We start from the raw sequence: 18,786 nt of genomic DNA, 5'->3' as shown, positions 1-18,786 counted from the left end.
CCAGCCTTGCCAGCCTTGCCAGCCTTGCTCGGCGGCTCAGCGGCAGAGTGCGTCGATGTTGTCGGTGAAGGTGGGGAATTCGGCGCGGGCCTCGGTGATGATGGCCCGGGCCGGGCGGCGCGGGGTGGTGGCGTGGCGTTCGGCGAGTCCGGTGAGCTCCGGGTTCGGGCGTGCCTCGGGTTCGTCGTACAGGACGGACTCCAGTGGTCCGATGCCGTCGGCCAGTACCCAGAGGAAGTCGGAGAGGTTCCCGGCCACCACGCCGCATTCGCCCTCCGAGCCCATGAACACCACGGGTTGCTCGGTGAGGGGCCGGCCGGGCCGCCCGTACCGGACGGCCGCGAGGCCGCCGGTGCCGTCCTGGCCGAACAGCCGTTAGGCGTCGCCGTCGAGTTCGGGGTTTCCGGTCCACTGGCGCAGCCAGTCGGTGGTCTCCTGGGCCGAGCAGAAGGCGTCGTAGGGCTCGAAGTCGATTCCGTCGCCGTCGGCGTGGTCGAACTCGACGCGGGCCACGTCGGCGAGGGCGGGGGGAAGGCGGCGGGCGTCACCGGGCATCTCGTTCACGGGCGTACCGTAGCCGCACGCACGGACATGCGACCTTCGTGTGGGTGTCCCGGGTGGGCGGCTCACCGGTGCCGGGAAACGCAGGCTGCGGCGGTTCGTGAGGCGGGGCTGCGGGCGGTAAAAGACCAAAGAACCCTGGGAAAAAACCAACCAACCAAACCAAACCTCGCGTAGGTCACCCGAGCGGGTGAAACCGGCTGGATTGGCTGGCGCGTCGGTGGTTCGGGCGTGCAGTCTCAGCACGAGGGCGAGGTGACTCGCCGCTCCCCCATCCCTGCACATACGTCGGCCCCCGCCGGGACTAGCACTCCCAGGGCGAGGGCCTGACCAAGAAGGAAGACAGGACTTCCCCATGGCTGAGATGAAGCCTAATGCCGTACCGCGTCAGAATCAGGGTGTTCGGCGAAGCGCCGCCCCCTCCGGTGTCACGCACGTACGCACGTACCAGTCCGGGCAGTACGTGCTGGTGGGTAACCACCTCGCCCAGCACCGCGAGTTGTCGCTGACCGCGATCGGACTGGCGACCCACATCTTCTCGGTGCCCGAGGGCACCCTGGTCGACATCCGCAGCCTCGCCGAGCGTTTCCCCGAAGGGCGGGACCGGATCGCCTTCGCACTACGGGAATTGGAGGCGCACGGCTACCTGGAGCGGGTCCGCGAGCACACGGAGACGGGCCGCCTGGCGACGCGTACGTACGCCCATCACGCGCCGCTTTCCGCCGCTCGGGCAGTCGCGCGACCCGTTCCCGCGCCTGTGCCTGCGGCTGGGCGGACGGCGGCGGCACGAGTCCGCACCCGGGCCTCCGTAGCGGGTGCCGACCCGCAGGAAACACCTCAGGAGGACGACCAACCCGCTGGAGAGCCGGTCACCCCCAAGGCGCCCGAAGCCGCCCCCGACGCGGCCGCACCCGCGGACCTGCCGCGAGAGCCGGCTCGCCGGGACCCGCTGTACGAGAGGGCGGTCACCCTCCTCGCGGGCCTGCGCCGCACCGACGAGCGCATCGTCCTGTCCCTCCGGGACGTGAACAGACTGGTTCCGGGGGTCATCGCCTGGCTCGAACGAGGTGCCACCCCCGCCGCGGTGCACCGCACCCTGACCGCCGACCTCCCGGGGGTGATGAAGCACCCGGCCGGTGTGATCGCCTACCGCCTCCGCGAACTGCTGCCGCCGCCCCTTCCCGCGATCCCGGCACCGCCGCCCTCCACGGTCGTGAACACGGGCAGCGCTCACCGCCGGCATCCCTTCCAGGACTGCGACGGCTGCGAACGGGTCTTCCGCGCCCCGGAACCGGGCCGCTGCCGCGACTGCCGCTCCGGCCAGATGGCAACCAGCGTGGGTGCCCGCGCGGCCTGAGCTTGTGCCTCCCGGTACAACCCGGCGAGACGCATGCAAGTCAATGCAAGCTTGACTTGACTTGTCTACTTAGACTGGACTTAGTTCTTTGAAGCACAGAGACCTGATCAGGAAGATCAGGCAGGCGGCGAAAGCCAAGGACATCCGCTTCGAGAAGCTGCGTCAACGGGGCAGCCACGAGGTATGGGCGTGCGGTGCCGTCCTCGTGGTCATCCCCAAGCACAGCGAGGTGAACGAGATCACCGCGGAGAGCATCTGCAAGACCCTCGAGTCGGAGTTGGGAGAGAGGTGGTGGCGGTGAAGACCTATCGCGTTGTCGCACGCCGCATGGGTGAGTGGTGGGCTCTGGAGGTGCCCGACCTGCCCGGTGTCTTCAGTCAGGTCAAGCGGTTGGAGCAGGCGGACGCGGCTGCTCGGGAGGCCATCGCCGTCATGCTCGACTCCGAGTCCGACGGCTTCTCGGTGAGGCTCGACCCCGTACTGTCGGACGAAGCCCGCGAGGCCCTGGAAGCCGCCAGGCAGGCCCAGGAGGCGACCAGACGGGCGGCGGAACGCGAGCGGCAGGCGATGCAGCGCGCTGCGGCCGTGCTCACCGAGAACTTGAGCCAGCGCGACGCCGGCTTCTTCCTGGGCGTGTCGTTCCAGCGCATCTCTCAGCTCCTCAGAGGAAAGGTGCCTTCGACCGATGCCGGGACACCGCGTCGAAAGCGTTCGGCGGAGCAGGGGAGGGGCACCAGCTCCACCAAGAGCAGCGGATCGACCAGAGCAGCAGCCTGACGAGCCGTCCCCGACCGTGGCGACTCCGCGTCGGCGAGCGCTGTTGTGCTTCTCGGACACGCCGCGGTCTGCCCCCTCCCAGGGGCGGGCCGAGTGTGTTGCGGAGGGGGCCGTCAGCCGAGGCGGCGGATCGGGTCAGCCGGTGAAGCCTTGGGCGGTCAGGGCCTTTTCTATGCGGGCGCGGTGGTTTGACTCCCAGGTGTCGAGGGACTCCTCGGCCTCCTTGGCGAGCTTCGTCCGGGCTGCCGTGAGGATCTCCTCCTCGCGTGCGGCGGGGACGACGACGATGCCCTCCTCGTCGGCGACCACGATGTCCCCGGGGTGCACCAGGACGCCGCCGACCCGGGCCGGCTCACCGAGCGCGCCGATCTTCTCCTTGGTGCCGGGGATCGGGATGACGCCGCGCGCGAAGACCGGGAAGCCGGCCTCGCGCACCTCGCCGAGGTCGCGGATGACGCCGTCGACCACGAAGGCCGCGACACCCCGGCGCTGGGCGACGGCGCAGACGTTGCCGCCGGCGAGGGCGTGGTCGAGGTCGCCCGACTCCACGACGATGACCGAGCCCGGCTCGGCCCGGTAGATCGCGGCGTGCAGCATCAGGTTGTCGCCGGGCTCGCACCGCACCGTGTACGCGGGTCCCGCGACGCGCGGTGCGTCCCACAGCGGGCGGATGCCGATGTCCATGACCTGAGCGCGGCCCAGCAGGTCGGCGAGGGTGGTGGGGGGAACATGTGTGAAGGCCTGGTTCATGGACTCCTCGTTTCCGGGACGTCGCGGTCAGGGGGTTGAGCGTACGGGAACCGGTGACGGCGTCAGGTGAGGATCGAGGGCGAGGAGTTGCCGGGTCGCCGGGCCATCGCGACGCAGCGGTCGACGGCTCCTGCGATTCCGGGGCGGTGACCGGGTGCGGGGCGTGGGCCTGTGTCCCGTCGGTCCTGTTACCCACTTTCGGGGGAACAGCAAGGTGGCGTGTGCGGTGGCGTGGTGGGGCGGGGGCCTGGTGCAACGGTGACGGGCCCGGACAGGCCACGGGTCGATGGGTGGTGCATCGATTCGACCCCCGTATTCGAACGATATGTGTGCATCTGGCAACCGACTGTTTCGGACATGTCTGCATTGCGTCACCTGTGGCAGGACTTCCTGTGAAAGGGGGTGACGGGGCGGCAGGGTGTGAGACCTCGGCAGCCAGCCGGGACGTACCACTCGGAGAGCGCCGCCCGTCCGTACCCGGGGCGGGCCGGCGCACGAATGCGAAGGGGACCGCATGTCTGCTTCTTCCGCCGCTCGCCGTCTGACCGCCGTCGCCCTGGTGACCGGTTCCGTCGTGGCGGCCGCCGCCCTGCCGGCGTCCGCCGTCCAGGACAGGGGCCCCGACCGCCGGCAGGTCGTCATCAGCGACGTCCAGTACAACGCTCCCGGCCCGGACACCCGCAGCAACCGTTCGCTGAACGGCGAGTGGGTGAGCGTCACCAACCGGTCCCGCCACAGCGTCGACCTGAGGGGCTGGACCCTGCGTAACAGCAGGGGTGACAAGTACACCTTCCGCCACCTGCGGTTGAACGGCCGCTCGACGGTCAAGGTGCACACGGGATCCGGCCGTGACACCCGCCATGACGTCTACCAGGACCGCAACAGGCACATCTGGGACAACCACTCCGACCGGGCCACCCTGTCGGACCGCCGTGGCTCGGTCGTCGACACCGAGAGCTGGGGTCGTGGTCACGGACATGACCGCGACCGCGACCGTGACCGGGGCCACGACCGCGGCCGCGGCGACCACCGTGACCGCGGCGACCACCGCGACCGCGGCCACGACCGTGACCGGGGCGACCACCGTGACCGGGGCAACGACCGGGCCGGCGAGCGCGGTAACGACAACGGGCGCCACCAGCGCTGACTCGACGCCTCGAGGGCGTGTCACGGCAACCGGCCGTGACACGCCCTCGGGCGTTTCCCGGGCCGGATCAGCGCCATGAGGAGCCCCTGCCGAGAGGGGAGGCGCGGCCCGCGCAACGGCGTGGCGCCTCGGGCGTCCCTTCTATACTCACGGTATGGACCAGGAGCTGGAGCGAGCCGCACTCGTCGCACTGTTGCGGCGCGACGACCGTTCCTGGTCCGAGCTCACCGACCAGATCGAGAGCGTCGGCAGCGCACGTGAAGTCCTCGAGAGCTTGCTCGATGTTTCAGGGCAGGGTGCGCTCTTCGACACCGGGCCCGCAGCAGACCTGGACGGTATCGCCGCCGAAATCGCCGGCTGGGAGCGTGAGGGGCTGCGGCTCGTGACGATCCTGGACGAGGACTACCCCCTCTACCTGAGACTGGTCCACCAACGCCCCCCGTTCCTGTTTCTGCGTGGGACGCCGGTCGAGGACGACCTGCGCGTCGCCGTTGTCGGGACCCGTACGCCGACGCAGGAAGGCATCGCGCACGCCCGTGCCATCGCGGGCGGCTTGGCCGAGCGCGGGGTCACGGTGGTCAGTGGGCTGGCAGCCGGGATCGACACCGCTGCCCACGCCACAGCCCTCGCCGTCGGCGGCCGTACGGTGGCTGTCCTCGGCACCGGCCTGCGACGGGCCTACCCCACGCAGAATGCGCGGCTTCAGGAGGAGATCGCCGAGCGTGGACTGCTCATCTCCCAGTTCTGGCCGGACGCGCCGCCGTCGAAAATGTCCTTTCCGATGCGGAACGCTGTGATGAGCGGTTACAGCCTGGCCACGGTCGTGATCGAGGCGGCCTACCGCAGCGGTGCGCGCATGCAGGCCCGTCTCGCGCTGGAGCACGGTCGCCGGGTTTTCCTCATGCGTTCCCTCATGATCCACGAGTGGGCGAGGGAATACGCCGCCAGGCCGAACACCACCGTCATCGACGGCCCGGACGAAGTCTTCAGCCATCTCGACTCCCTCGTCCCCGCCACGGGCGAGCTGACCTGGGCCTAGTGGGTCGACCGGATGACAACTGTCGTCGGGTTGTCCGCCCGCTACGCCAACTTTCTCGTCCACCCGTTGCTTCCCGGTTCGGGTGTGTGCCAGACCTGCTGCGGCCCGGCCAGGGTCGGGTACCCGACGTGCTGGCCGTGCCGTGAAACCGGCAGGATTCTCGGTACGGGAGTGGCCGATGCCGTTGTACCGGTCAGCTTGGCCCTCAAAGGTGAGCAGTACGCGAACGAGTTGTGGCGCTACAAGAACACCGCAGGACCTCAGCAGCAGTACTTTCGCACGGGGTTGGCAGCCGTTCTCTGGCGTTTCCTCGTGTTGCACGAGGTCTGCATCGCCGAGCACTGCGCCGTTCCCGGATTCGACGTCGTCACCACGGTGCCCAGCACGAGCGGTCGTGCGGATCACCCTTTGCAGACCATGGTTGCCACCATGGTCGGTGTCACACGCGACCGCCACCGTGACCTGCTCAGGCCGACGCCCGCAGCAGTCGCCCTCGGCCGTGGCGCGTCGTCCGCACGTTATGCGTCATCGGTGCTCTGGGGAGAGAACGTCCTGCTCATCGACGACACCTGGACCACCGGCAACCATGCCCAGTCGGCGGCCGCCGCGCTGAAGGCCGCCGGTGCGGGCAGCGTGGCCGTCGTCATCCTCGGACGTCACCTCAACGGCGGTTACGGGGATACGGCCACGCACGTCGAACAAGCGCGATTACGGCGCTTCTCCTGGGACGTTTGCCCGTTGCGGGCCTGGGCCCATGGCTGACGGCGTCGTCAGGCCACCGTGCGGATCAGCTTCTTGTTGACGAACTCCTCGGTGCCCGGGCGGCCGAGTTCGCGGCCGAAGCCGGAGCGCTTGATGCCGCCGAAGGGGAGTTCCGCGCCCTCGGCGCCGACGCCGTTGACGAAGACCATGCCGGCCTCGATGCGGTCGGCGACGCGTTCGGCCTGGGCGGGGTCGGTGGTGAAGACGTAGGAGCCGAGGCCGTAGGGGGTGTCGTTGGCGAGGCGTACGGCGTCGTCCTCGTCGGCGGCCGGGAAGACCATGGCGACCGGGCCGAAGAGTTCCCGGCGGGCGGCGGTGTGGTCGGTGGTGAGGCCCGTGAGGACCCCGGCGGGGAAGTAGGCGCCGTGCCGCTCGCCCTTGGTGTGCAGGGTGGCGCCCTCGGCGACGGCCTCGTCGACCTGGCGGCCCAGGTTCTCGGCGGCGGCGGCCGACGACAGGGGAGCGCCGGTCGCGCCGGCGAGCAGGCGGGCGGTGAACTTCTCGACGAACGCGTCGTAGAGGTCCTGGACGACGACGAACCGCTTGGCGGCGTTGCAGGCCTGGCCGGTGTTGTCCAGGCGGGCGGCGACGGCGGCGTCGACGACCGCGTCGAGGTCGTCGGTGGACAGCACGATGAACGGGTCCGAGCCGCCGAGTTCGAGGACGACCTTCTTCAGGTGGCGTCCGGCGATCTCGGCGACGGCGGAACCGGCCCGCTCCGAGCCGGTGAGGGAGACGCCCTGGACGCGCGGGTCGGCGATGACCCCGGCGATCTGCTCGTTGGTGGCGTAGACGTTGACGTACGCGCCCTCCGGGAAGCCCGCCTTGGTGAACAGCCGCTCCAGCAGTGCCGCGGTGGCCGGGCACTGCGGGGCGTGCTTGAGGACGATGGTGTTGCCCAGGGCGAGGTTCGGGGCGGCGAAGCGGGCGACCTGGTAGGCCGGGAAGTTCCACGGCATGATCCCGAGCAGGACGCCCAGCGGGCTGCGCCGGATGACGGCGCTGCCGGGGCCGGAGGTGACGTCGAGCGGTTCGTCGGCGAGGAACTCCTCGGCGTGGTCGGCGTAGTAGCGGTAGATGTCGACGCAGAAGTCGACCTCGCCCTCGGCCTCCGCGAGCGGCTTGCCCATCTCGCGCACGATGCTCGCCGCCAGCTCGGCCCGGTGCTCCGCGTGGAGGTCGCCGAGCCGGCGCAGCAGGGTGGAGCGTTCGGCGACGGTGCTGGTACGGCCCCACGCGGTGGCGGCGTGGGCGGCGGTGAGGGCCGCCTCGACCTCGGCGTCACCGGCGGTCGGGTAGAGCTCGGCGACTTCGCCGGTGGTGGGGTCGGTGACGGCGTACATCAGGGCTCCGGGGAGAAGTGGGATGGGAGTAGGGCTCTCCGGCCGCACGCGGTGGGCGTGCGGCCGGAGAGCCCGATTATCTTATTGGTCGTTCACTCAATAACATCCCCGGCATGACGTCAAGGGGTCCGGAAAAGCGTGTCCGCAAGGCGCCGGCCGAGCGCCGCAGCGAGATGGTCACCGCCGCCGCGCGGATCGGGCTGGTCGAAGGACTGGAGTGCGTCACCCTGCGCCGGGTCGCCGACGAGCTCGGCGTCCGGCCCGGGCTCGTCGGCCACTACTTCCCCGCGGCCGACAGACTGGTCGCCGAGGCCTTCACCAGCGCCACCCTGGCGGAGCTCGACAGCCTGCTGCCGGAGCCGCCCGCCGACCCGGGCCCCGCACCTGCGCCTGCCCCCGCCCCCGGGCCCGGCGATGCGGTGCGTGTGCTGCGGCGGCTCTTCTCGCTCACCTCGAGCGCCGACTTCGACGACGTCAGCAGGCTCTGGCTCAACGCCCGGCACCTGGCGCGTTACCGGCCCGTCCTGCGCGAGCACGTCGTCGAGCAGGACCTGCTCTGGTGCCGGCGGATCGAGCGGGTGGTCGCCACCGGGGTGGCGGAGGGGGACTTCCGCTGCGCCGACCCCTGGGCGTCCGCCGTCCGCATCCACGTCGCGATCGACGGGACCAGCGCCTACGTCAACACCGGCGTGGGGCACCGGGCCGCCCCGATCGCGGACATGGCCCGTACCCTCGCGGAAGCCGAGCTGGGGCTGGCGTCCGGAGAGCTCGGGCCGCGCTGACGGCGAGCCGGGCCGACTCGACGTCGGTAAAGGTACGGGGCGGGCGGGCGTAGCGTGGGGGGTATGACCACGTACGGATCTTTTCCCGGTACCCGGCCCCGGCGTCTGCGCACCACCCCCGCCATGCGCCGGATGGTCGCCGAGACGCGGTTGCACCCCGCCGACCTCATCCTCCCGGCCTTCGTCCGCGAGGGGGTCACCGAGCCGGTGCCGATCGAGGCGATGCCGGGGGTGGTGCAGCACACGCGCGACAGCCTGAAGAAGGCGGCGGCCGAGGCGGTGGCGGCCGGGATCTCCGGGATCATGCTGTTCGGGGTTCCGGAGGAGTCGAAGAAGGACGCCCTGGGCACGGCGGGCACCGACCCGGACGGGATTCTCCAGGTCGCCCTGCGGGACGTGCGGGCCGAGGTCGGCGACGACCTGCTCGTCATGTCCGACCTCTGTCTCGACGAGACGACGGACCACGGGCACTGCGGGGTCCTGGACGATCAGGGGCGGGTCGACAACGACGCGACCCTCGAGCGGTACGCCGAGATGGCGCAGGTGCAGGCCGACGCGGGCGCCCACGTGGTGGGGCCCAGCGGGATGATGGACGGGCAGATCGGCGTCATCCGTGACGCCCTCGACCAGATCGGCCGCGAGGACGTCGCGATCCTCGCCTACACCGCCAAGTACGCCTCCGCCTTCTACGGGCCGTTCCGCGAGGCCGTCGGCTCCTCGCTCCGGGGCGACCGCAAGACGTACCAGCAGGACCCGGCCAACGTCCGTGAGTCGATGCGGGAGTTGGCGCTGGACCTGGCGGAGGGCGCCGACCTGGTGATGGTCAAGCCGGCGGGTCCGTACCTGGACATCCTCGCCCGGGTCGCGGACGCGGTGGACGTGCCGGTGGCCGCGTACCAGATCTCCGGGGAGTACTCGATGATCGAGGCCGCCGCCGAGAAGGGCTGGATCGACCGCGACCGGGCGATCCTGGAGACCCTGACCGGCATCAGGCGGGCCGGCGCGCAGAACATCCTCACCTACTGGGCCACCGAGGTCGCGCAGAAACTGGGGCGTGACGCGCAGTAGGGTCTCCGCATGCTCAAGTCGCTCTGTAGTTGGGGGACTTGATCGGCAATGATGTGGGCTGTGTCGTCGAACTGCTCGGCGGCACAGCCCCGTTGTCGATCTGACCACCGACTCTTCAGGGAGACGCCGTACCCGGTGACGTCCTCAGCCAGGACCCCTCCGGGCTGCGGAGGAGGATCGACAGCAGCAAGGCCCATCCGGCCAGGGTCTACGACGTCTTCCTCGGGGGCAAGGACCACTACGAGGCGGACCTGGCCGCGGCGGCGGCCGCGCTGACCGCGAACCCGCGTGGGTATCTCGACGTGCGGCACAACCGGGACTTCCTGCGGCGCGCGGTGAACGCTCTGGCCGGGAAGGACGGCGTCCGCCAGTTCCTCGACATCGGCACCGGGCTGCCCACCGGGGAGAACGTGCACCAGATAGCCCAGCGCATCACCCCCGCGTCGCGGGTCGTGTACGTCGACAACGACCCGGTGGTGCTGGCGCACGCGCGCGCTCTGCTCGACAGCGGGCCCGAGGGACGTACGGACTACATCGACGCCGACCTCGACAACCCCGCCCTCATACTCGAAAAGGCCGCCGAGACACTGGACTTCGACCAGCCGATCGCTCTCTGCCTGGTCGCCGTGCTGCACTTCGTCGAGGACGAGCAGGCGTACCCGATCGTGCGTGAACTCGTCGAAGCGCTGCCGTCCGGCAGCCGTGTGGTGCTCAGCCACATCACCGAGGACCTGAACCCGGAGAACATCCGCGCGGTACAACGAACCTACACCGAGAGGGGGTTCACCTTCGTGCTGCGCACCCGTGCGGAGATCGAGCGGTTCTTCACCGAGCATTCGCTCGGCATCGACGAGCCGGGGGTCGTCCCCGTGCACCGCTGGCGCCCCGACCACGCGGCGCCCGCCCCCGAACAGCCGGAGGCCGCCTACCTGGAGAGCCTGGAACCCATCGAGCGGATCCGGTACGCGGACATCAACGATGTCACGGACGACGACATCAACGTCTACGCGGCGACGGGAACGAAGGAGTGAGGGCGGCGCCTTCTCCGTCGAGTACGAGTGACGAGTGAGGGAAGAAGCGTTCAGGGCACGGTGGCCTCGTGGCACTCCGGTTCGTTCCGGCTCTCGGAGTGGAAGCAGGCCCGTACGACCGTGCCGGGGCGGGGGCTCGTCCTCGGGGTGCAGACGTACGCCTTCGCGTCGAGGGAGTCCATGATCTCGGCGGAGCGGGTGGGGCCGGCCGCGGTCAGCTCCACCCGGTCGCCCATGACGTCATTGCCGCAAGGCCCCCCAGGTGTGCGGGCCGACGACGCCGTCCACGACCAGATCGGCGTCCACCTGCAGGTGTTTGACGGCCCGCTCGGTCCTCGGTCCGAAGATGCCGTCGACGTCCCCCGGGGAGTAGCCCGCCCGGACCAGCAGACACTGCACCTCGGCGGCCTCCGGACCGGCGTGACCGTTCGCCACGATCGCGTCGCGCGTGGCGCTCAGCCCCGCGTACCAGAGGCCGTCGATCCGCTTCACCCGGCAGGTGTAGGCGGGCGCGGACCCCGGTGACGCGGGCGGCGAGGCGAACGGCGCGGCGACGCCGTGATCGCGGTCCGCGCCCGTCCTGCCGACCAGCACCACCACTGCCGACGCGGCCAGCACGACGGAAGCCAGCCCAGCGGCGACCGCCACGTGGAAGGCCCGCCCGCGCGTCGGTTCAGCCGCGGGGGCGGCGGGACCGATCGGATCGACGGGTTCGACGGGTTCCGCCCTTTCGGGCTCCGCACTCCTGGGTTCCGCGACGGATTCCGGAGCCTGAGCCTGAGCCGGAGCGGCAGCCGGGGCCGGACCCGGAGGCGCCGTCGCCGTGCGGCCGCTCCATGCCTCCGCCGCGACCTCCCACACGGCCAGCAGCCGGGTCGGCTCCTCGCCGGTGACCGACGCCAGCGCCTCGACGGCGTCCCGGGGCGGCAGCGACCTGCCGCCGAGGTAGCGCTCCCACGACGAGGAGCTGTAGCCGGTCTTCGCCGCGAGCTGCCGCAGACTCAGCCCGCTGTGGTCCTTCAGCCGCCGTAATCGCACCACCAGGTTCCGGACGCTCGGATCGAGTTCCGCGGGCAAGCCCTTCCAACGCGACATGCTCCCCCCCACTCGCGTGTGCTCGGTTCCGTCCCCGTCGCATTGTGCGGCAGCATCCACAGTGTGCCCGGTGACGCGGTTCCCGCCCCCACGTCGATTCGGCCATCGCCCGTCCCGCCCCGTCCCGCGGCACCGTCCCGGCGGGACACGGCCCCGCAGGTCCCGTACCGGGGTGTCCCGTGCCGTCGTCACTTCAGCGGCAATCGTGGCCGGGCCCGGCACCGACCCGGCAGTCTCGTTTCCGAGCCGGCCGCTCCGGTCGGCACCGCCCATTCGAAGGGGACAGTCATGCGAGCCATGACCAAGGCGCTCGTCAGCGTCACTACGGCTGTGGGGATCGCCGCCGGCGGCCTGGCCACCGCGGGCACCAGCTTCGCGGCTCCGGCGCAGGACACCAAGGCCGTGGCGAGTGCCGAGGCGGTCGCTCCGCTCGCGGTGGTCAACCTCGGCCTGAACGCCACCCAGGCCAAGGGCGTCCAGCGCTGGCTGCGGGCGAACTGGAACTACACCGACTCGATCGACGGGGAGCTCGGCCCCAACAGCTGGAAGGCCTTCCAGCGCATGCTCAAGACGCACCACGGCTACACCGGCGCCATCGACGGGGTCGTCGGCAGCGGGACGGTCTCGGCACTCCAGCGCTTCCTGAAGAACAACGGCTGGGGCTACACCGGCGCGATCGACGGAGTCGCCGGCTCGGGCACCCAGGCGGCGTTCAAGACCTTCGCCAACTGGTGCGTGAACACGTACTAGGCGCCCACGGCCGCGGCCCGTCCTCTCTTCGGGGAGAGAACGGGCCGCGCTCGTGCCGTCGGTGCGGATCAGAGCCGCTCGGGGGTCCGGATGCCCAGCAGGGCCATGCCCCGGTGCAGGGTGCGGGCCGTGATGTCGCACAGGAACAGGCGGTTGGCCACCTGCTCGGGCGACTCGGCCTTCAGCACCGGGCACTTGTCGTAGAACGACGTGTACAGGGACGCCAGCTGGTACAGGTAGGCGGCCAGCTTGTGCGGGGCGTACTCCCGCGCCGCGTCCGCCACCGTCTCCGCGAACCCGTCCAGGTGCAGGCCCAGCGCCCGCTCGGCCTCGTGCAGGGCCAGTTCCGGGTGCGCCGAGGGGCGTACGCCGTCGGGGGCCTTGCGCAGGATCGACTGGATACGGGCGTAGGCGTACTGGAGGTAGACCGACGTGTCGCCGTTCAGGGAGACCATCTGGTCGAGGTCGAACTTGTAGTCCCGGTTCGGCGACGTCGACAGGTCCGCGTACTTCACCGCTCCGATGCCGACCTGTGCGGCCCGCTCCCGGATCTCGTCCTCGGTGAGGTCCCGCGCCTTCTCCCGTACGACCTGCGCGGCCCGCTGCACCGCCTCGTCCAGCAGGTCCTCCAGCCGTACGGTCTCGCCCTCACGCGTCTTGAACGGCTTGCCGTCCGCGCCGAGCACCGTGCCGTAGCCCATGTTGTGCGCGGTGACGTCGTCGTTCAGCCAGCCGGCCCGGCGGGCCGTCTCGAAGACCATCCTGAAGTGCAGCGACTGGCGCACGTCGACGACGTACAGCAGCGTGGTCGCGTGCAGGTCGACGACGCGGTTGCGGATCGCCGTCAGGTCCGAGGCCGCGTAGCCGAAACCGCCGTCGGCCTTCTGCACGATCAGCGGGACCGGCTGGTCGTCCTTGCCGCGGATCTCGTCGAAGAACACCACGAGCGCGCCCTCGGAGCGCACCGCCACGCCCGTCTCCTCCAGGAGCCGGGCGGTCTCGGGCATGCCCTCGTTGTACGCGGACTCCCCGACGATCTCCTCGTCGCGGATCTCCATGTCGAGCTTCTCGAAGACGGAGTAGAAGTAGACCTTCGACTCGTCCACGAACTGCTGCCACAGCTCGAGCGTCTCCTTGTCACCGGACTGGAGGGCGACGACCCGCCCCCGGGCCCGCTCCTTGAACTCCTCGTCCGAGTCGAAGAGCGCGCGCGACGCCTTGTACACGCGGTTCAGGTTGCTCATGGCCTGCTCGCCGTCGACCTCGTCCGCGGGGGCCAGCTCGCCCGGGTGCTCGAACAGGTACTGGATGAGCATGCCGAACTGGGTGCCCCAGTCGCCGATGTGGTGCCGGCCGATCGTCTTCTCGCCGGTGAAGTCGAGCAGGGCGCGCAGGGCGTCGCCGATGACCGCCGACCGCAGGTGGCCGACGTGCATCTCCTTCGCCACGTTCGGCTGGGCGTAGTCGACGACCGTGACGCCCGCGTTCTCGTTCAGCGGCGCGCCGAGGCGCTCGCCGTCCGCGTGCCGCGCGGCGAGGTTCTCGGTGATCGCCCGGTCGGCGACGGTGATGTTGAGGAAGCCGGGGCCGGAGACCTCGACGTCCTTGATCAGGTCACCGGTCGTGATGTGCGCCACGACCTCGGCGGCCAGCTCCCGCGGGTTCGCCTTCGCCTTCTTGGCCAGCGCCAGGATGCCGTTGGCCTGGTAGTCCGCCCGGTCGCTTCGTCGCAGCAGCGGGTCCGCGGACGCCTCCGGCCGGGTGGCGGAGAGGGCGGACGCGAGCTGCCGGTTGACGAGATCGGTGAGCGATGTGACCGAGGCCATAGGGGTGAGTGCCGTTCTCCTCGTGGGTTCAGATAGACCTGGTCAGTATCCCACGGGCGGCACGGCGTTTTCCTGGCCCGCTCCTCCGGAGCACCGGTGAAAAGCGGTTTTCGCGGATGCGGTCCGGGCTGGGAGAATGGAAGGGTCAGCCGTGCGACCGTACCGGCTGCCCGAGCAGAAAGAAGGACGTGCCGATCGTGGCTCAGAGCACCGAGACCACCGACTGGGTCTCCCGTTTCGCGGATGACGTCATCGAGGAGTCGGAGCGTCGGGCCCCGGGCAAACCCGTCGTCGTCGCGTCCGGACTGTCACCGTCGGGTCCGATCCACCTCGGCAACCTCCGCGAGGTCATGACCCCGCACCTGGTCGCCGACGAGATCCGCCGCCGCGGCCACCAGGTCCGGCACCTGATCTCCTGGGACGACTACGACCGGTACCGCAAGGTGCCCAAGGGCATCGACGGCGTCGACGAGGAGGAGTGGGCCGGGCACATCGGCAAGCCGCTCACCTCGGTCCCGGCTCCCAAGGGCTCGGCGCACCCGAACTGGGCGGAGCACTTCAAGGCCGCCATGATCGAGTCGCTCGCCGAGCTGGGCGTGGAGTTCGACGGGATCAGCCAGACGGAGCAGTACACCTCCGGCGCCTACCGCGAGCAGATCCTGCACGCCATGAAGCACCGCGGCGACATCGACGCGATCCTCGCCCAGTACCGCACCAAGAAGGCCGCGGCCCCGGCGAAGAAGCAGCAGCAGAAGCCGGTCGACGAGGCCGAGCTGGAGGCGGCGGAGGGCTCCGGCGCCGCCGCCGAGGACGACGGCAGCCTCGGCTCCGCCGGCTACTTCCCGTACAAGCCGTTCTGCGGCAACTGCGAGAAGGACCTCACCACCGTCACCGCCTACGACGACGACTCCACCGAGCTCACCTACGCCTGCACCGAGTGCGGCTTCTCGGAGACGGTCCGGCTGAGCGAGTTCAACCGCGGCAAGCTGGTCTGGAAGGTCGACTGGCCGATGCGCTGGGCGTACGAGGGCGTGGTCTTCGAACCGTCCGGCGTCGACCACTCGTCCCCGGGGTCGTCGTTCCAGGTCGGCGGGCAGATCGTCGGGATCTTCGGCGGCAAGCAGCCGATCGGCCCGATGTACGCGTTCGTCGGCATCAGCGGCATGGCCAAGATGTCGTCCTCGCGCGGTGGTGTGCCGACCCCCGCCGACGCGCTGAAGATCATGGAGCCGCAGCTGCTGCGCTGGCTGTACGCCCGCCGCCGGCCCAACCAGTCCTTCAAGATCGCCTTCGACCAGGAGATCCAGCGCCTCTACGACGAGTGGGACCGGCTCGACGCCAAGGTGGCCGAGGGCACCGCGCTGCCCGCCGACGTCGCCGCGCACTCCCGCGCGGTGGGCACGGCGAGCGGCGCGCTGCCGAGGACGCCCCGGCCGCTGCCGTACCGCACCCTCGCCTCCGTCGCCGACATCACCGGCGGGCACCCGGACCAGGCGCTGCGCATCCTCAGCGACTTCGACCCCGGGAACCCGCTGGGTTCCCTGGACGAGGCGCGGCCGCGCTACGACAAGGCCGAGGCGTGGATCTCCCTCCACGTCCCGGCCGACCAGCGGACCATCGTCCGTACGGAGCCGGACGAGGAGCTGCTGAAGTCGCTGGACGAGCAGGGGCGCGAGTCGCTGCGGCTGCTGGTCGACGGGCTGGCCGACCACTGGTCGCTGGACGGGCTCACGCACCACGTGTACGGGGTGCCCAAGGTGCAGGCCGGTTTCCCCGCGGACGCCACGCCGAAGGAGCTGCCGGCGGAGATCAAGACCGCGCAGCGGTCGTTCTTCGCGCTGCTGTACCACCTGCTGGTCGGCCGTGACACCGGTCCGCGCCTGCCCACCCTGCTGCTCGCGGTGGGGCAGGACCGGGTACGGAGGCTGCTCGGTCACTGACCGGCACATCGACACGCACGAGGACGGGGGCGCCCGGTGAGACACCGGGCGCCCCCGTCCTCGTGTGCGCGCTCGTCCGCGTGCGGGTCGAGTGACTAGCCGTCACCCCGTCGGCCTTTCCGGTGCCTGGTCAGGGCACTCCCTATTCTTTTCCGTGAATGGGGGGGATCCAGCATGAAGAAGGGACATAGACCCAACCAGCGTCTCGACACCTACATCCGGAGCCGGAGGAGCACGTGGGCGAACATCCCCCGTGTCAGGCCGGAGTGGTACTGATGCTCAAGACCTCAGGAGCCAAGTCGCTCATGGCGGCACTCGTCGCCCTGTGTCTGGGCGGAGGCGTTCTCGCATGGTGGCTGCTCCGTGAACCGGCGCCCTACGCCTTGCGGGACACCCCCGAGGTGAAGGTGACGGTCCGCGCCGCGGAGTCCACCTACCCCGAGGCCGAGGAGGTCGCTCGCGAGGTCGAACTGCTCCTCGAGGTGTACGTCCAACGCCTCCGGGGCGGTGACGCTGCGGACCTGGCCGGGGTCGGTGCCCCGTGGTACACCGGCCGGGAGAAGGCCGCACAACGCCTGATCGTCGAGTTCGGCGCACACGCCGACAAGCCGGTCGAAGCAGTCGTGGCCGACCCCGTCGCACCGGGCCTGGCCACTGTGGAACTCCGCTTCAGTGACGGCCGGCAGCAGGTGCTCGACCTCACCCGCGACGACGATGTGTGGTGGCTGAGCATGGGGAACGGTGATCCGGTGAAGCCGTAGGCACCGGTGCCCCTTACCCCTTACCCCTTGACGGACGCGACCGCCGTCCAGAAGCCTTGTGCTTGTGGACGGCGGTTCGCTCATGCGGTTTCGCAGACCGTTGACAGCAGGGCAAGGCTGAGGGATTCCCCAGCCTGCAGGCGTTTGCGGGCGACGTCGTGCCAGCCCGGTGCGTCCAGCAGGCCGAGGCCGAGCGCGGCGGCCGACGGTCAGGGCAGGACGCACGGTTGTTCGCCCCGTCGTCGTACCGCGCACTCGCCTGCGTGCGGGTCACGCGATGTGGTCTTCCTCCAGCTCGAGGGAGTGGCGGTTCTGGAAGTCCAGGACCATGCGCTTGGCGTCGGCGTCCAGCAGGGCGTGGCCGTACGTCGCCTCGACGTATTCGCCGAACTCGCGCGGAGTCGGGTAGCCGCCGCCGCTTATCGACTGCTTGAACAGCCGGTAGTACTCCTCGGTGTCAGGGGCCTGGACCTGGGGCTCCGGAGGGCCGCCGCCCTCGCCCAGTTCACGGGTGCGGCCGGGGCCGACCGGGATGGGGAAGGTGCCGGTGTCCTCCGGGGACGGCTCCTGCAGCGGGGGCGCCTCCTCGAACTGCCGGCGGTACTGCTCGGCCTGCTCCTGCTCGGCGTACCACTGGGCGTACGCGGCGTCCGGGTCGTACGCGGGGTCGTAGCCGCCGTGGTACTCGACGGTCTGCGGGTCCCGGGCGTGCAGCCACTGGTTCTGGTCCGGGGCGGGCTGCCGGTCGGACGGGGGCTGGGCCGTGGGCTCCTGCGCGGCCGGGGACTTGCGGAGGTCCTGGAGGGCTTGGGCGGCCTGGGGAGTTTGGGACTCCTGAAGGGCCTGGGGGGTCTGGGAGTTCCTGGGGTCCGCGGCGCCGGGGTCGCCCGTCAGTTCGGGGCGCCGTTCGGCGGGAGGGGCCGCCTGCTGCAGGGCGGGCGCCGAGGACGTCACGGCCGGGCCGCCGTCCACGGCCGCCGTCCGGTGCCCGGGGTCCGGCGGGAGCACGGCCGGTTCGATGCCGGCCGCCGCCAGACCCGCCGGGGCCGTTTCGGCGAGGGGGACGCCGTACTTGGCCAGGCGCAGCGGCATCAGGGACTCCACCGGGGCCTTGCGGCGCCAGCTCCGGCCGAAGCGGGAGCGCATCCGGGCCTGGTAGACGAGACGTTCCTGCTCCAGCTTGATGACCTGCTCGTAGGAGCGCAGCTCCCACAGCTTCATCCGCCGCCACAGCAGGAACGTGGGGATCGGCGACAGCACCCACCGGGTGAGGCGGACGCCCTCCATGTGCTTGTCGGCGGTGATGTCGGCGATCCGGCCGACCGCGTGCCGGGCGGCCTCCACGGACACCACGAACAGGACGGGGATCACGCTGTGCATCCCCACACCGAGCGGATCCGGCCAGGCCGCCGCGCCGTTGAAGGCGATGGTGGCCGCCGTCAGCAGCCACGCCGTCTGACGCAGCAGCGGGAAGGGGATGCGGATCCAGGTCAGCAGCAGGTCCAGGGCCAGCAGGACGCAGATACCGGCGTCGATGCCGATCGGGAACACGTAGCTGAAGTTCCCGAAGCCCTTCTGCAGGGCCAGCTCACGGACGGCCGCGTACGAACCCGCGAAGCCGATCCCGGCGATGATCACGGCTCCGGCGACGACCACGCCGATGAGAACCCGGTGCGTCCGTGTCAGCTGAATGGGCGCGGCCACCCGTACTCCCCTCCTCTTGCGTGTTGTTGCGCGCAACAGAGTGGCACATATGTGCGGAGGACGGGTGGCCGGTTCCGTATCAGAGCCTCACCG

Annotated in this window: 18 protein-coding genes and 1 pseudogene; 12 read left to right on the top strand and 7 right to left on the bottom strand. The window is 70.5% G+C overall.

Going from position 1 to position 18,786, the window contains the following annotated elements; all coding sequences use genetic code 11:
* Positions 1-36 precede the first annotated feature (36 nt).
* A pseudogene (locus ACWEQO_RS30525) lies at positions 37-564 on the bottom strand (SMI1/KNR4 family protein).
* Between the two features lie 352 nt (positions 565-916).
* Between ACWEQO_RS30525 and ACWEQO_RS30520 the strand changes: the two are divergent.
* From ACWEQO_RS30520 to ACWEQO_RS30510, 3 genes are all read left to right on the top strand, one after another.
* A complete protein-coding gene (locus ACWEQO_RS30520; RefSeq protein WP_452985973.1) occupies positions 917-1,918 on the top strand; it encodes a helix-turn-helix domain-containing protein in 1,002 nt (333 codons plus the stop codon).
* A gap of 88 nt (positions 1,919-2,006) precedes the next feature.
* Positions 2,007-2,219, top strand: a complete 213-nt coding sequence (locus tag ACWEQO_RS30515) for a hypothetical protein (RefSeq protein WP_452985972.1) — start codon at positions 2,007-2,009, stop codon at positions 2,217-2,219.
* Complete coding sequence (locus ACWEQO_RS30510) at positions 2,210-2,695, top strand: hypothetical protein (RefSeq protein ID WP_452985971.1); 486 nt, start codon at positions 2,210-2,212, stop codon at positions 2,693-2,695. The genes ACWEQO_RS30515 and ACWEQO_RS30510 overlap by 10 nt, the downstream gene beginning before the upstream one ends.
* A 135-nt stretch (positions 2,696-2,830) precedes the next feature.
* On the opposite strand, the gene ACWEQO_RS30505 is transcribed toward ACWEQO_RS30510, so the two are convergent.
* Positions 2,831-3,445 (bottom strand): RraA family protein, encoded by a 615-nt coding sequence (locus ACWEQO_RS30505; protein WP_452985970.1) that lies wholly within the window; start codon positions 3,443-3,445, stop codon positions 2,831-2,833.
* A 514-nt stretch (positions 3,446-3,959) separates the two neighbouring features.
* Here ACWEQO_RS30505 and ACWEQO_RS30500 point away from each other — a divergent pair.
* The 3 genes from ACWEQO_RS30500 to ACWEQO_RS30490 all read left to right on the top strand — a co-directional run bounded on the left by ACWEQO_RS30500 (position 3,960) and on the right by ACWEQO_RS30490 (position 6,393).
* Entirely contained in the window at positions 3,960-4,592 is a 633-nt protein-coding gene (locus tag ACWEQO_RS30500) for a lamin tail domain-containing protein (RefSeq protein WP_452985969.1), read from the top strand.
* 154 nt (positions 4,593-4,746) lie between these two features.
* The gene (locus tag ACWEQO_RS30495; RefSeq protein ID WP_452985968.1) at positions 4,747-5,631 is read left to right on the top strand and encodes a DNA-processing protein DprA; all 885 of its coding nucleotides are present in this window, start codon (positions 4,747-4,749) and stop codon (positions 5,629-5,631) included.
* Positions 5,632-5,802: 171 nt separating this feature from the next.
* Positions 5,803-6,393, top strand: a complete 591-nt coding sequence (locus ACWEQO_RS30490; protein WP_452985967.1) for a hypothetical protein — start codon at positions 5,803-5,805, stop codon at positions 6,391-6,393.
* 8 nt (positions 6,394-6,401) lie between these two features.
* Here the strand turns inward: ACWEQO_RS30490 and ACWEQO_RS30485 are convergent, their stop codons facing one another.
* Positions 6,402-7,736: an NAD-dependent succinate-semialdehyde dehydrogenase gene (locus tag ACWEQO_RS30485; RefSeq protein WP_452985966.1), complete on the bottom strand. Its 1,335-nt coding sequence runs from the start codon at positions 7,734-7,736 to the stop codon at positions 6,402-6,404.
* Between the two features lie 113 nt (positions 7,737-7,849).
* On the opposite strand from ACWEQO_RS30485, the gene ACWEQO_RS30480 reads away from it, so the two are divergent.
* From ACWEQO_RS30480 to ACWEQO_RS30470, 3 genes are all read left to right on the top strand, one after another.
* The gene (locus ACWEQO_RS30480) at positions 7,850-8,518 is read left to right on the top strand and encodes a TetR/AcrR family transcriptional regulator (protein ID WP_452985965.1); all 669 of its coding nucleotides are present in this window, start codon (positions 7,850-7,852) and stop codon (positions 8,516-8,518) included.
* A gap of 63 nt (positions 8,519-8,581) precedes the next feature.
* Positions 8,582-9,586: a porphobilinogen synthase gene (hemB, locus tag ACWEQO_RS30475; RefSeq protein ID WP_452985964.1), complete on the top strand. Its 1,005-nt coding sequence runs from the start codon at positions 8,582-8,584 to the stop codon at positions 9,584-9,586.
* A 164-nt stretch (positions 9,587-9,750) separates the two neighbouring features.
* A complete protein-coding gene (locus ACWEQO_RS30470) occupies positions 9,751-10,617 on the top strand; it encodes an SAM-dependent methyltransferase (protein ID WP_452985992.1) in 867 nt (288 codons plus the stop codon).
* Positions 10,618-10,667: 50 nt separating this feature from the next.
* Here ACWEQO_RS30470 and ACWEQO_RS30465 read toward each other — a convergent pair whose 3' ends face one another.
* Both ACWEQO_RS30465 and ACWEQO_RS30460 read right to left on the bottom strand, forming a co-directional pair.
* Positions 10,668-10,853 (bottom strand): hypothetical protein, encoded by a 186-nt coding sequence (locus tag ACWEQO_RS30465; RefSeq protein ID WP_361458557.1) that lies wholly within the window; start codon positions 10,851-10,853, stop codon positions 10,668-10,670.
* Between the two features lie 4 nt (positions 10,854-10,857).
* Positions 10,858-11,712 (bottom strand): peptidoglycan-binding protein, encoded by an 855-nt coding sequence (locus tag ACWEQO_RS30460; RefSeq protein WP_452985963.1) that lies wholly within the window; start codon positions 11,710-11,712, stop codon positions 10,858-10,860.
* Positions 11,713-12,000: 288 nt separating this feature from the next.
* On the opposite strand from ACWEQO_RS30460, the gene ACWEQO_RS30455 reads away from it, so the two are divergent.
* Complete coding sequence (locus ACWEQO_RS30455) at positions 12,001-12,462, top strand: peptidoglycan-binding protein (RefSeq protein WP_452985962.1); 462 nt, start codon at positions 12,001-12,003, stop codon at positions 12,460-12,462.
* A 68-nt stretch (positions 12,463-12,530) separates the two neighbouring features.
* Here ACWEQO_RS30455 and argS read toward each other — a convergent pair whose 3' ends face one another.
* Positions 12,531-14,288 (bottom strand): arginine--tRNA ligase, encoded by a 1,758-nt coding sequence (gene argS, locus ACWEQO_RS30450; RefSeq protein WP_452985961.1) that lies wholly within the window; start codon positions 14,286-14,288, stop codon positions 12,531-12,533.
* Positions 14,289-14,476: 188 nt separating this feature from the next.
* On the opposite strand from argS, the gene lysS reads away from it, so the two are divergent.
* The gene (gene lysS, locus ACWEQO_RS30445; protein WP_452985960.1) at positions 14,477-16,228 is read left to right on the top strand and encodes a lysine--tRNA ligase; all 1,752 of its coding nucleotides are present in this window, start codon (positions 14,477-14,479) and stop codon (positions 16,226-16,228) included.
* A 275-nt stretch (positions 16,229-16,503) separates the two neighbouring features.
* A complete protein-coding gene (locus ACWEQO_RS30440) occupies positions 16,504-16,989 on the top strand; it encodes a hypothetical protein (RefSeq protein WP_361458567.1) in 486 nt (161 codons plus the stop codon).
* Positions 16,990-17,259: 270 nt separating this feature from the next.
* On the opposite strand, the gene ACWEQO_RS30435 is transcribed toward ACWEQO_RS30440, so the two are convergent.
* Positions 17,260-18,693 (bottom strand): DUF2637 domain-containing protein, encoded by a 1,434-nt coding sequence (locus ACWEQO_RS30435; protein ID WP_452985959.1) that lies wholly within the window; start codon positions 18,691-18,693, stop codon positions 17,260-17,262.
* Positions 18,694-18,786 lie beyond the last annotated feature (93 nt).

This window comes from Streptomyces sp. NPDC004051 (genome assembly GCF_053604275.1).
Note: the sequence above shows the minus strand (reverse complement) of the source record. Positions and strands in the feature narration are given on the sequence as shown.

Coding starts and splice junctions, on each gene's coding strand:
- ACWEQO_RS30460 (WP_452985963.1), bottom strand. CDS start 11,712: ATGTCGCGTTGGAAGGGCTTGCCCGCGGAACTCGATCCGAGCGTCCGG.
- ACWEQO_RS30505 (WP_452985970.1), bottom strand. CDS start 3,445: ATGAACCAGGCCTTCACACATGTTCCCCCCACCACCCTCGCCGACCTG.
- ACWEQO_RS30500 (WP_452985969.1), top strand. CDS start 3,960: ATGTCTGCTTCTTCCGCCGCTCGCCGTCTGACCGCCGTCGCCCTGGTG.
- argS (WP_452985961.1), bottom strand. CDS start 14,288: ATGGCCTCGGTCACATCGCTCACCGATCTCGTCAACCGGCAGCTCGCG.
- ACWEQO_RS30455 (WP_452985962.1), top strand. CDS start 12,001: ATGCGAGCCATGACCAAGGCGCTCGTCAGCGTCACTACGGCTGTGGGG.
- ACWEQO_RS30440 (WP_361458567.1), top strand. CDS start 16,504: ATGCTCAAGACCTCAGGAGCCAAGTCGCTCATGGCGGCACTCGTCGCC.
- ACWEQO_RS30465 (WP_361458557.1), bottom strand. CDS start 10,853: ATGGGCGACCGGGTGGAGCTGACCGCGGCCGGCCCCACCCGCTCCGCC.
- ACWEQO_RS30480 (WP_452985965.1), top strand. CDS start 7,850: ATGACGTCAAGGGGTCCGGAAAAGCGTGTCCGCAAGGCGCCGGCCGAG.
- ACWEQO_RS30485 (WP_452985966.1), bottom strand. CDS start 7,736: ATGTACGCCGTCACCGACCCCACCACCGGCGAAGTCGCCGAGCTCTAC.
- hemB (WP_452985964.1), top strand. CDS start 8,582: ATGACCACGTACGGATCTTTTCCCGGTACCCGGCCCCGGCGTCTGCGC.
- ACWEQO_RS30495 (WP_452985968.1), top strand. CDS start 4,747: ATGGACCAGGAGCTGGAGCGAGCCGCACTCGTCGCACTGTTGCGGCGC.
- ACWEQO_RS30520 (WP_452985973.1), top strand. CDS start 917: ATGGCTGAGATGAAGCCTAATGCCGTACCGCGTCAGAATCAGGGTGTT.